Consider the following 11,570-nt stretch of genomic DNA (forward strand, 5'->3'; position numbering starts at 1 on the left):
CGCTGCGACGGCATGTCCTCCTCCGTCCTCAACCAGCGCCTCGCCGAGCTGCGCGCCGCCTGGATCATCGAGCAGGACGGAACCGGATACCGCCTCACCGCGGAAGGCGGGAAACTGCTCGCCGCCTACCCGGCTTTTCAAACCTGGGCCGACCGCTGGGCCGAGCGTGAACGGCTGAATGTGCGACAAGACCAGCCGGGCTGAGTATGTTGTGATGCACCACAAATTGCTCCTGACCTGCCGGGGGTTGTGATGTCGAACAGGGTTGTTCGCCGGCTGCTGACCGTGGTGCTGGCGATGGGGTTGGTGGGGGTCGGGCCGGCGGTGGCTGACCCCGAGGGGGCTGGGCGGCCGGCGGTGCGCACCGAGAGTGGACCGGTGCGGGGGACCGTGTCCGGTGGGGTGGACAGCTTTCTCGGGGTGCCGTATGCGCGGCCGCCGGTCGGGGAGTTGCGGTGGCGGGCACCGGAGCCGGCGGCGCGGTGGTCGGGGGTTCGGGACGCCGCGGTGTACGGGAACCGGTGCCCGGCGGCGGCCAGCACGAACGGGCCGCGGTCGGAGACCGAGGACTGCTTGTTCCTGAACGTGCAGCGGCCCGCGAACGTCCATAGTGGACAGAGATTGCCGGTGTACTTCTGGATTCATGGGGGCGGGCTGCAGAACGGCAGCTCGAACCAGCACGACGGCAGCTTGATCGTGCGGCGGACCGGGGTCGTGGTCGTCACGGTCAACTACCGGTTGGGGGTGTTCGGGTTCCTCGCGCATCCGGCGCTGACCGGGGAGGCGGGGCAGTCGGGCAACTATGGGCTGCTGGACCAGCAGGCGGCGCTGCGCTGGGTGCACCGCAACATCGCGGCGTTCGGCGGGGATCCCGGGCAGGTGACGGTCGGCGGGGAGTCGGCCGGCGGCTGGTCGGTGTGTGCGCACCTGTCCGCGCCCGGGTCGCGGGGGTTGCTCGGCGCGGCGGTGATCCAGAGTGGATCATGCCCGAGCCAGAGCCTGGCGCAGGGCGAGGCGACCGGTGGCTCGGTGGCGCAGGCGGTCGGCTGCACCGACGCGGCCACGGCGCTCGCCTGCCTGCGGGCGGTGCCGGCGGGCCGGCTGGTGGACGCCACGCCGGGTGCGCCGATCGTGTTCGTGCGGGGTGTGCCGGCGCTGCCAACCGACCCGGATGCCGCGGTACGGACCGGTGCGTTCGCCCGGGTGCCGGTGCTGATCGGGGCCAACCGGGATGAGGGGCGCACCTTCACCCAGGGCTTCATCGGGCAGGGCCAGGCGCAGTACGAGGGGTTCGTCCGCGCCACGTTCGCCGGGCGCGCGGACGCCGTGCTGGCCCGTTATCCGTGGCCGGCCGGCGCAGACCAGTTCACCGCGGCGTACCTGGCCGGAGCGGTGTTCACCGACTCCGGCCTGGTGGGCAGCATCGGCGGCTGCCCGAACCGCGACCTGACCCGGGTGCTCGCCGGGTACACCCGGACCTACGCCTACGAGTTCGGCCACCGGACCGGTCCGGGCCTGACACCCATCCCGGGCTACGTGTGGGGCGCCGGGCACGCCGCCGAGCTCGCCTACCTCTGGCCGAGCTTCGACAACGGCACCCCGATCGCGCCGACGTTCAACGCCGCCGAGCGCCGCCTGGCCGCCGACATGGTGGACGCCTGGGGCGCCTTCGTCCGCGATGGCCGGCCCGGATCGGCCGGCCCGGCCGGCTGGCCGAGCGTCAACCGCTCCGGTCGGACCATGTCCCTGCGCGCCGGCGGCGGTTCGGTGACGATCACCGACGGGCAACTCGCCGCGGAGCACAACTGTGACCTGTGGGCCTCAGCGGGCTGATTTCAGGCGGCCGACACCGGGACCGGGACAGTGAGGATCTGGCCGGTGCGGGGTTGGTCGGGGCCGGTGACCGTGCCGGCGAACTCGGTGGCGACCAGGTAGAGCGTGTTGCCACCGAGGGCGCAGGCGAAGCAGCCGCGGTCCAGTTTGATCGTGTCGAGGACCTCGCCGCCTTCGCGGACGCGGACGGCCTGCTGGTTGGGCACGTCGCCGTACCAGACCGCGCCTTCCGCGTCGAGGCAGATGCCGTCGGGGTAGCCGCCGGGCAGGTCGGCCCAGATCCGGCGCCCGGACAGGCTGCCGTCGGGGGCGATGTCGAATGCGGTGAGCCGGTTGGCGTAGGACTCGGCGAGGATCAGCGCGCCGCCGTCGGAGGTGACCGCCATGCCGTTGGGGAACGCCACGCCGGTGGCCGCGACCCGGGCGGTGCCGTCCGGGGTGACGACCGCGAGGATGCCCGGGGCGAACTCCCCGCCGGGGAAGTCGAAACCGATGTTGCCGACGTAGGCGTTGCCGCGGCCGTCGACCGCAATGTCGTTCCACTGATGGACATCCAGCCCGCCGAGGTCGGCGTGGGTGACGATCGTGCCGTCCGGTTCGCGGCGCAGCAGCCGTTCCCGCTCGGACGAGACGATCAGCATCCGCCCGTCCGGCAGCCAGTCGAAACACCACGGCGCGGCCTCGGGGCCGACCACGACCTCGGTCACACCGTCCGCGCCGGCGGCGATGATCTCCCGCGTACCCCAGTCGGCGAACCACAGCCGCCCGTCGTGCCACCGCGGTGACTCACCGAACGCGATGCCGCTGACCAGCGTGTTCAGCTCGAACATCGTTGACTCCTGAACGTCGGGCACCCCGGTCGGGTGCCGCTCGCCGGGGACGTCGAGGCCGAGGTGTGGTTCTCGACATGCTCACCCCGGCTTTCTGCGGAGGGCGGCCGGGCCGCCTACGGTGGGACCGGTAGGCCGTCGAAGGAAGGAGCCAGGATGCTGGCCGTGACAGAAGCGGCAGCCGGCGCGATCAGCGCCCTCATCGCCCAGGAGGGGGTCGAGGAGCAGGGCGGGCTGCGGTTCGCCGTGCGGACCATGGACGACTCCCAGGCCGCGCTCGCACTGTCGGTCGCCCCGGGGCCGGCCGACGGTGACCAGGTCGTCACCGCCGAGGCCGGCGCCCAGGTGTTCCTCGAGCCGCAGGCCGCCGACTACCTGTCGGACAAGGTGCTCGACGTCCAGCAGGACGGCGACGGCCAGGTCAGTTTCGCCGTGCTGGAACGCGGATAACCGGTTCCCTCACCCGGCCGCGCTATCGTGCGAGCGCACCAGGCCGGAGGAGGGGACACATGGACGATCCGGACGCGCATGCCAGGGTGCTGGCGGCGGAGTCGCTGGCCGCGGACGACCCGACCGGTTGGTTCGAGCGGCTGTACACCGAGGCCGCCGCCGGTGATGCGGTGGTGCCGTGGGACCGTGGCTCGCCGCACCAGATTCTCGTGACCTGGGCGGAGCGTCGCCCGCGGGACGGGCGTGGGCGGCGGGCGCTGGTGGTCGGCTGCGGGCTCGGCGGAGACGCCGAATACGTGGCGCGGCTCGGCTTCGACACGATCGCGTTCGATGTCGCCGAGACCGCGGTGCGGACCTGCCGGGAGCGCTTCCCGGACACCGTCGTCGACTATCGCACGGCGAACCTGCTCGACCCGCCTGCGCAGTGGCGGGAGGCGTTCGACCTCGTGGTGGAAAGCCTTACCGTGCAAGCACTTCCGCCGGACCTGCATGGCCGCGCGATCGTCCAGGTCGGACACTTCGTGGCACCGGGCGGGACGCTGGTGATCGTCTCGGGCGTGCCTGATCCCGACCCCACCTGGCAGGGGCCGCCGTGGCCGTTGCGCCGGGACGAGGTCGAGGCGTTCGCGGCCGGCGGCCTGGACACCGTCTCGATCGAGCAGGTCGAGGGTCGCTGGCTGGCCGAGTTCCACCGGCCGGAGCGAGCCGATGGGTGAGCCGTTGAAGGCCGAGTTCCAGGTGCTGGACGAGCGGTTCCGGCGGGTGGACGGGGACGCGCTGGTCGAGGAGCTGCACACCGGGTGCCGCTGGACCGAGGGCCCGGCCTACTTCCCGGCCGGGCGGTACCTGCTGTTCAGCGACATCCCGAACGACCGGATGCTGCGCTGGGACGAGACCACCGGCGCGGTCGGCGTCTTCCGCTCCCCGGCCGGCTACGCCAACGGGCACGCCGTGGACCGGCGGGGCCGGCTGGTCAGCTGCGAGCACGGCAACCGGCGGGTCACCCGCACCGAGCCGGACGGCTCCATCACCGTGCTGGCCGACCGCTACGACGGCAAGAAGTTCAACAGCCCCAACGATGTGGTCGAGCACTCCGACGGCTCGATCTGGTTCACCGACCCGTCGTACGGCATCGACAGCGACTACGAGGGCCACCGGGCGGACAGCGAGATCGGCGCCTGCCACGTGTACCGGATCGACCCGTCCGGCGAGGTGCGCATCGTGGCCGGCGACTTCGAACGGCCCAACGGGTTGGCGTTCAGCGCGGACGAGAGCCAGCTGTACATTGTGGACACCCGGCGCAAGCATGTCCGCCGGTTCGACGTGGCCGAGGGCGGAAAGCTGAGCGGCGGCAACGAGTTCGCCACCTGCGACGCGGGCAGCTTCGACGGGCTGCGACTGGACGACAAGGGCCGGGTGTGGGTCGCCGCGCACGACGGGCTGCACTGCTTCGACCCGGACGGCACGCTGATCGGCAAACTCCGGCTGCCGCAGATCGTGTCGAACCTGACGTTCGGCGGGCCGAAGCGCAACCACCTGTTCATCACGGCCACCACGTCGGTGTACGCGATCCGGGTCAACGTCAACGGAGTCCGCTACCCGTGAGCGAGCTTGCGAGCGAACCAGTTGAACACTGCCCTGTCGCCGAGGGACGAGGCGACAGGGTCTCCAGCACCGAGCTTGCGAGGTGATGGTGTGAAGCCCGAAGACGACCAGGAGCGGTTGAACCGCAACGTCAACGAGCTGCTGCAGGAGCTGCGGGTGGCGCAGGCGGGCGTGCAGATCCTGTTCGGCTTCCTGCTCGCGGTGGTGTTCACCGAGGTCTACGCGCGGGCCAGCGGGTTCCAGCGCGGCGTGCACCTGGTCACGATGCTGTTCGCGGCCGCGTCCGTCGCGCTGTTCACCACGCCGGTGGCCTGGCACCGGCTGCTGTTCCGGCACGGTCAGCGGCCCGTGATCATCAGGGTGGCGAACCGGATGTCCGTGGCGGGCCTGGGGTGCCTGGCCGCGACGATGACCGGGACGGTGCTGCTGGTGACCAACGTGGTGCTCGGCGGCTGGCCGTCGGTGCTGATCACCGTGCTGGTCGCGGCCGCGTTCGGGCTGGTGTGGTTCCTGCTGCCGCTGCGCATCCGGGCCGGCGTCGCCCCGGAGCCCTGACCGCTCAGCGGTCCAGGTCGTCGTACCACTCCTCGGGGCCGCTGCCGGAGCCGTCCTGCTCGTCGGCGAGGTCGTCGAACAGGTCGTCGTCCTCGTCGAGCAGGCCGCCGGAGTCGTGATCGGCCTCGTCGTACGGCTCGTAGCTGCTGTCCGGCTCGCCGCCGGGGTGCGGGTCGAACGGGCCGTGGCCGCTGGGTTTCGGCTCGTCCGCCGGGGTTTCCTGGGCCGGCGGCGGTTGCGGCTGCGCGGTGTGGCCGCCCTGGCCGTGGGCGTTCCAGGTGCCCTGCCCGGTCGGATCGCTGTACGCCGACTCGGCCTTCCCGTCGTCGTTCAGGTCGAGCAGCGCGGTGTCGGCGACGCCGTCCCCGTCCGAGTCCCACATGACGTCGTCGACCCGGCCGTCGCCGTCGAAGTCCAGCGCGACGCCGTCCGCGGTGCCGTCGCCGTTCACGTCCACGCTGGCCTGGGAATGGTGCACGTGCGGCTCGCCCTGGCCGGTGCCGAACCGGTACTCGATGTCGGGCATGGGGCGAAACCTAGCAGCCGCAGGGGTCTGCCGTGGTGCGATCGGCACGGCGTTCGATGAACACGGTGTCCCGCCAGATGCCGTCGAGCTGGGCGATGCGCTCGCGGATGCCGACCGTGCGGAAGCCGGCGGAGCGGTGCAGGGTGAGGCTGGCCTTGTTCTCCGGGAAGATCGCGGACTGCAGCGTCCAGAGGCCGCCGGCGTCGGCGGCGGTGACCTGGCGGTGGATCAGCGCCTTGCCGACGCCGCGGCCGCGGAACCTCTCGCCGACGTAGAGGGAGTTCTCGCCGACGCCGGCGTAGCAGGCGCGGGCGGACACCGGGGAGATCGCGGCCCAGCCGGCGATCTCGCCGGCGACCTCGGCGACCCAGCGGTGCCCGGGCAGCCACTTGCGGTCGAGCGTCTCCCGGGTGGGCACCCGGGTCTCGAACGTGGCGTTGCGGGTGGCGATGCCCTCGGCGTAGATGTGCCGCACGGCCGGCCAGTCCCGGCGGGCCAGCGCCCGGACGGAGACGCCCGCGGGCAGGTCCTCCGGGCAGCACGGCCGGGCGGCGAGCGCGCCCATCACCACGTCCGCGGCGTGCGGCAGGCCGACGCAGCACGCGTCGTTCACGGTGACCATGGTCGCCGTGCCCGCCTTGCGCAGCAGCACGAAGCCGACCTCGGCGAGCTTCTTGACGTGGTGCGAGCAGGTTGGCTGGCTGATGCCCACCCGCTCGGCCAGCTCACCCACAGGCAGCTCGCGGTTCGCGCTGGCCACGGCGTGCAGCACGCGCACCCGGGTCGGGTCGGCGAGGCAGGCGAACCAGCTCGCGTAGATCGCCGCGGCGTCGTGGTCGAGCATGCTCTCCATGCGAACATCATCGACCATGATCGATGGTTGCGTCCACCCGGCCCTCGGCCTTACATTGACGACCTTCGATGAAAGGCGGGCGTGATGAGTGATCAGCTCCGGGAACGGGTGCGCGAGCGGTACGCCGCCGCGGCCACTGCGGTCAGCACCGGCGGCGGATGCTGCGGCGGTCCGGTCGACGTCGACCCGCCGGGTTTCGGCGCGGTCGCCTACACCGACACCGAGCGGGCCGAACTGCCCGAGCACGCGGTGACGGCCAGCCTCGGCTGCGGCAACCCGCTGGCCGTGGCCGACCTCCGGCCGGGCGAGACGGTGCTGGACCTCGGCTCGGGTGGCGGCATCGACGTGCTGCTCTCGGCCCGCCGGGTGGGCCCGACCGGCAAGGCGTACGGCCTCGACATGACCGACGAGATGCTTGCGCTGGCGCGGGAAAACGCCCGCGACGTGTCCAATGTCGAATTTCTCAAGGGCCACATCGAGGCGATTCCGCTACCGGACGCGAGCGTGGACGTGGTGATCTCCAACTGCGTGATCAACCTGTCGGTGGACAAGCCCGCGGTGTTCGCCGAGACGTTCCGGGTGCTGCGGCCGGGCGGTCGGCTCGGCATCACCGACGTGGTCGCCGAGGACCACCTCACACCCGCGGACCGGGCCGAGCGCGGCGAGTACGTCGGCTGCATCGCCGGGGCGCTGTCGTTCGCGGAGTACCGCGCGGGGCTGAGTGCGGCGGGGTTCGTGGATGTCGAGATCGCGCCGACGCACGAGGCGGCGGACGGGATGCACTCCGCGATCATCCGGGCCCGTAAGGAAAAGCGATGAAGGGGGCCTTTCTCACGCCCGGCGTGAGAAAGGCCCCCTTCATCGCACTCTAGAAGCCCGGGTGTGAGCGCGGCGGGTCGCCCAACGGCCGGCCGCCCGGACCGTCGGCGAACGTCATCCACGGGATCGACGGCCGCACCGCCATGCCGGGCTTGCTCCAGTCGCAGACGCCGATCGGGAACGCGGCCTGCAGGGCGGCCCATTCGGCGTCGGTGAAGGAAACCCGGTAGTCCGTCCGCTGTGGACGCTTGAGCCGGCACTGCAGGACGTCGTCGGTGAGCGGGCTGCCGGCGGCGATCCGGGCGTCGGCGAACGGCGGGTAGGTGGCGGCGCAGCGGGCCAGGTCGGTCACGGGTGCGTTGTCGATGAAGCACATGTCCACCGCCGCGGCCGGCTTGTGCGCGATCACCTTGGCGCTGCGGGGTTTTCCGCTGTGGTCAGCCTCGATGCCGGCGAGCCAGGAGTCCATCAGCAGGAATGACTGCAGGGCGATCGCGGGTGGGGGCAGGATCGACGGGGACGGCGGGAACGTCCAGATGATCTGGTTGGCGTGGGTGCCGTTGTCGCGGTCGAGCTTGGCCCGCATCTTGTAGCTGTGGAAGGACGTGTGGATCTCCTGCGTCTCGTGGTAGCCGCGCAGGTCGATGATCGGCACGTCGGCGAGCAGCCGGGCGTCGGTGACCTGGCCGGTGCGGTAGGCGATCCGGGTGGCGCCGGGGTCGGGCAGCGAGCGCTGGGGCTGGAACTGCCAGTCGATGTTCTTGCTGCCGATCTTGGCGTTCAGGTCGAGGAACTGGGCGGGGGTGATCTGCCCGGCGTTGAGCGCGTCGAGTCCGTACTGGACGCCGAAGTTGCCGCCGGGCTGGCGGGCGAAGCCGTCCTGCTCGCGCGGTCCCCAGATGGCGATCTGGTAGTCGGTGATCGTGCAGCGCACCCCGGTCGGGTTGGTCACCGGGTGGTAGACCAGGTTGGCCGGGAGATTGCAGTTGGCCGCCCGGGTCGGGTCGTTGACCGGCGCGAACGCCAGGTTCCACGCGATGCAGTCGGTGACGTCGTGGTGGCCGTCGACCAGCGCGCGCTGCGCCGGGTCCGGCCAGAGCGCGGGCGAGACGGCGGTGAAGTAGTTGAGCAGCAGGTGGCAGTCGACGACCTCGGTGCCGGTGCTGACCACGTCGGTGTAGCTGCAGTTGGGCTGCAGGCCGTCGAGCAGACCGGGGTAGGTGGCCGCGATCAGGTGCTGCTGGATGGCGCCGCCGGAGCAGCCGACGCCGATCGTGTAGCGGATCGCGCCGTACCGCTCGACGATGTGCTCCTTGGCCATCAGCACGGCCTCGGCGGACACCGTGCCGTTCGCGTTCTGGCCCTGCACGTTGAGCCCGGACGTGGCGATCATGAACCCGCGGGAGAGCACGCTGTCGTCGAGGATCGCCAGCGGCAGGTCCTGGGTGTGGTGCGGGGCCGCGCCCCCGCCGAACGGCACGACCAGCTTGTGGTTCCAGGCGCGCGGCGTGGCCTCACCGGGTTGGAGCAGCACGGCGATGTCGTAGATGCCGCGGTCGGCGGTGCCGCGCTCGAGCCGCACGAGGTAGGGCACGGTGACGCCGCGATCCGTTGTGGTGGACGCGATCTGCGCGGCGGGCGGCGGCGCGGCCGGGTCGTAGGCGGCGAACTGGCCGGTCTGCGCGTTCTTGTAGGCAAAGCTGAACCGGGTGGGCGCGTTGCACTGTGCGTCAAGAGCCGGCCCGAGCCCGGCCCGCTCGGTCCCGCAGACCCAGGGCTGCACCTGCGGGCCGGCGAACAGCGGCCCGCCGATCGGGTGGTTGGTGATCATCAGGCGGGCTCCGGCCCCGTGCCGCGGCCGCGCGGTCACCTTGTTCTCGCCCACCGCGAGGTTCTCCACCAAGCCGACCAGGTTGCCGTCCGGCTCCGGGTGGAACGCCGCCGTCACGTCGCGGCCGTCCACGTCGATCCGAACGCCGTCGACGTGCCGCGGTACCGACACCCGGACCAGCGCGTCGCCGCCGGAGATCAGGTCGGCCCGGTTGGACAGCACCTCGATGCTCAGTAGCCCGGGCGGGTTCGCGCTCGCCCGGCCCGTGCTGAGAAGTCCGAAGGTCACCACGAAAACGGCGAGAGCCGCGATGCAACGCTGCATTGCTCGAACGTAGGGCACCGGCGTGTCGTGTGTCACGAGTGCGCCGGCCCAACGACGGCCGCGGATTACACTGCATTCTGCACAATTTCTATTCCTGATTCAAAAATCGGCGCACTGGAGCGTGAGCCGTGACCGCAGCCCTACCCGAACAGCCGGACGACTGGACCGAGCCCGGCGCCTACCCGGTCGCGCCCGGCGTGCACCGGATCCCGCTGCCGCTGCCGACCGACGGCCTCAAGGCCGTGAACGTCTACGCCGTCGAGGATCCCGGTGGGCTGCTGCTGATCGACTCCGGCTGGGCGCTCGAGCAGACCGAGAAGACGCTGGCCGCGGGCCTGCGCCAGCTCGGCCACGACCTGGGCGACGTCACGCACATCGCGGTCACCCACGCGCACGGCGACCACTACACCCAGGCGATGGCGCTGCGCGAGACGTTCGGCTCGCGGGTCAGCCTGGGCCGGGGCGAGCAGCCCAGCATCGAGCGGCTGATCAGCCGTGACATCGATTCGCACGATGACCAGTACCGGCAGCTGCGGATGTACGGGGCGGACGAGCTGGCGCGGCGGATCGAGGGGTGGGCGCGGGAGGCGTTCCGCGACGACCCGACGCCGTGGGGGCGGCCGGACCGCTGGCTGGATCACGGCGACCAGGTGTCGCTGCGGGACCGGGCGCTGGACGTGTTCGCCACGCCCGGGCACACCCAGGGGCACGTGGTGCTCCGGGACGCGCCGGCCGGGCTGCTGTTCTCCGGCGATCACGTGCTGCCGCACATCACCCCGTCCGTCGGGTTCGAGGCGGCGGTGGCGAAGACGCCGCTGCGCAACTATCTCGAGTCGTTGCGACTGGTGCGCGACCTGCCGGACACGCTGCTGCTGCCGGCGCACGGCCCGGCCACGCCGAGCGTGCACCGGCGGGTGGACGAGCTGCTGGCCCACCACGAGGAGCGGCTGGCCGCCGTGCACCGCGAGGTGGAGCGGGGCGCGGTTACCGCGCACGACGTGGCCAGCGCGCTGCGCTGGACCCGCCGGGAGCGCACGCTGGCCGAGCTGGACCTGTTCAACCAGATGCTCGCGGTCATCGAGACCGGTGCCCACCTGGACGTTCTGGTGCTGCAGGGCGAGTTGAGCTGCGCGGAGAACGACGGGGTGCATAGTTACTCGAACTAGGGTACTCTGAGTCGAGTATTCAAGGTTCGAGGAGGTCTGGTGGCGAAGCGGAAGATCTCCAACCCGCTCGCGCTCGCCGTGCTGGCGCTGCTGATCGAGCGGCCGATGCACCCGTACGAGATGTCCAGCACGATGCGCGAGCGGGCCAAGGAAGAGAGCATCAAGCTCAACTACGGCTCGCTGTACTCGGTGGTGGACTCGTTGCAGCGGCACAACCTCATCGAGGTGCACGAGACGGTCCGGGAGGGCAAGCGGCCCGAGCGCACCGTCTACGCGATCACCGAGTCCGGCCGGACCGAGCTGGTGGACTGGCTCAGCGAGCTGTTCGCCGCGCCGGTCAAGGAGTTCACCCAGTTCGAGGCCGCGCTGTCGCTGATGCCGGTGCTGCCGCCGGACCAGGTGGCCCGGTTGCTGTCCACCCGGCGGATGCGGCTGGAGGCCGAGATCGTCGGCACCCGGGCGATGCTGGCGGAGATGGCCAACCGGGGCATGCCGTACCTGTTCGGAATCGAGTCGGACTACGCGATGACGCTGCGCGAGGCGGAGCTGCGCTTCGTCGACCGGCTGATCGGGCAGATCAACGACGGCACGCTGGACGGCGTGGACGTCTGGCGGAGGGCGCACGAGACCGGCGAGCTGCCGAGCGAGACCGACTGGGCGTGGGCCCAGCAGGCGCCCGGGAAGCTGCGCAAGGTCGACTGAGCATCATGGTGACATCAGGGTTGACGTCAACGTGACGCCACGACATACTCGAGTTCGGATATCTGAATCCGAGCAC

At 71.3% G+C, this 11,570-nt stretch carries 12 protein-coding genes and 1 pseudogene; 9 read left to right on the forward strand and 4 right to left on the reverse strand.

The features are described from left to right. Both VGR06_RS30505 and VGR06_RS30510 read left to right on the forward strand, forming a co-directional pair. Window positions 1-204: pseudogene (locus VGR06_RS30505) on the forward strand (hypothetical protein); the annotation flags it as partial. A gap of 48 nt (window positions 205-252) precedes the next feature. After that, window positions 253-1,833, forward strand: a complete 1,581-nt coding sequence (locus tag VGR06_RS30510; RefSeq protein ID WP_327562618.1) for a carboxylesterase/lipase family protein — start codon at window positions 253-255, stop codon at window positions 1,831-1,833. A 2-nt stretch (window positions 1,834-1,835) separates the two neighbouring features. On the opposite strand, the gene VGR06_RS30515 is transcribed toward VGR06_RS30510, so the two are convergent. Continuing rightward, a complete protein-coding gene (locus VGR06_RS30515; RefSeq protein WP_327562619.1) occupies window positions 1,836-2,663 on the reverse strand; it encodes an SMP-30/gluconolactonase/LRE family protein in 828 nt (275 codons plus the stop codon). A 156-nt stretch (window positions 2,664-2,819) separates the two neighbouring features. On the opposite strand from VGR06_RS30515, the gene VGR06_RS30520 reads away from it, so the two are divergent. The 4 genes from VGR06_RS30520 to VGR06_RS30535 all read left to right on the forward strand — a co-directional run bounded on the left by VGR06_RS30520 (window position 2,820) and on the right by VGR06_RS30535 (window position 5,273). Continuing rightward, entirely contained in the window at window positions 2,820-3,113 is a 294-nt protein-coding gene (locus VGR06_RS30520) for an iron-sulfur cluster biosynthesis protein (RefSeq protein WP_327562620.1), read from the forward strand. 59 nt (window positions 3,114-3,172) lie between these two features. After that, entirely contained in the window at window positions 3,173-3,829 is a 657-nt protein-coding gene (locus VGR06_RS30525; RefSeq protein ID WP_327562621.1) for a class I SAM-dependent methyltransferase, read from the forward strand. Then, a complete protein-coding gene (locus tag VGR06_RS30530; RefSeq protein WP_327562622.1) occupies window positions 3,822-4,718 on the forward strand; it encodes an SMP-30/gluconolactonase/LRE family protein in 897 nt (298 codons plus the stop codon). The genes VGR06_RS30525 and VGR06_RS30530 overlap by 8 nt, the downstream gene beginning before the upstream one ends. 90 nt (window positions 4,719-4,808) lie before the next feature. Continuing rightward, entirely contained in the window at window positions 4,809-5,273 is a 465-nt protein-coding gene (locus VGR06_RS30535) for a DUF6328 family protein (protein WP_327562623.1), read from the forward strand. 4 nt (window positions 5,274-5,277) lie between these two features. On the opposite strand, the gene VGR06_RS30540 is transcribed toward VGR06_RS30535, so the two are convergent. Both VGR06_RS30540 and VGR06_RS30545 read right to left on the reverse strand, forming a co-directional pair. Next, window positions 5,278-5,799: a hypothetical protein gene (locus tag VGR06_RS30540; RefSeq protein WP_327562624.1), complete on the reverse strand. Its 522-nt coding sequence runs from the start codon at window positions 5,797-5,799 to the stop codon at window positions 5,278-5,280. A 10-nt stretch (window positions 5,800-5,809) separates the two neighbouring features. Beyond that, window positions 5,810-6,652: a metalloregulator ArsR/SmtB family transcription factor gene (locus VGR06_RS30545; protein WP_327562625.1), complete on the reverse strand. Its 843-nt coding sequence runs from the start codon at window positions 6,650-6,652 to the stop codon at window positions 5,810-5,812. Window positions 6,653-6,736: 84 nt separating this feature from the next. On the opposite strand from VGR06_RS30545, the gene arsM reads away from it, so the two are divergent. After that, entirely contained in the window at window positions 6,737-7,471 is a 735-nt protein-coding gene (gene arsM, locus VGR06_RS30550) for an arsenite methyltransferase (protein ID WP_327562626.1), read from the forward strand. Between the two features lie 49 nt (window positions 7,472-7,520). Here arsM and VGR06_RS30555 read toward each other — a convergent pair whose 3' ends face one another. Continuing rightward, window positions 7,521-9,626, reverse strand: coding sequence for a DUF6351 family protein (locus VGR06_RS30555; protein WP_327562627.1), 2,106 nt, complete (start codon window positions 9,624-9,626; stop codon window positions 7,521-7,523). A gap of 128 nt (window positions 9,627-9,754) precedes the next feature. On the opposite strand from VGR06_RS30555, the gene VGR06_RS30560 reads away from it, so the two are divergent. Both VGR06_RS30560 and VGR06_RS30565 read left to right on the forward strand, forming a co-directional pair. Continuing rightward, window positions 9,755-10,792, forward strand: coding sequence for an MBL fold metallo-hydrolase (locus VGR06_RS30560; RefSeq protein ID WP_327562628.1), 1,038 nt, complete (start codon window positions 9,755-9,757; stop codon window positions 10,790-10,792). A gap of 39 nt (window positions 10,793-10,831) precedes the next feature. Continuing rightward, window positions 10,832-11,494: a PadR family transcriptional regulator gene (locus tag VGR06_RS30565; protein WP_327562629.1), complete on the forward strand. Its 663-nt coding sequence runs from the start codon at window positions 10,832-10,834 to the stop codon at window positions 11,492-11,494. The last annotated feature ends 76 nt before the right edge of the window (window positions 11,495-11,570 follow it).

The organism is Actinophytocola sp., from assembly GCF_036002505.1.
Classification (GTDB): Bacteria; Actinomycetota; Actinomycetes; order Mycobacteriales; family Pseudonocardiaceae; genus DASYTH01.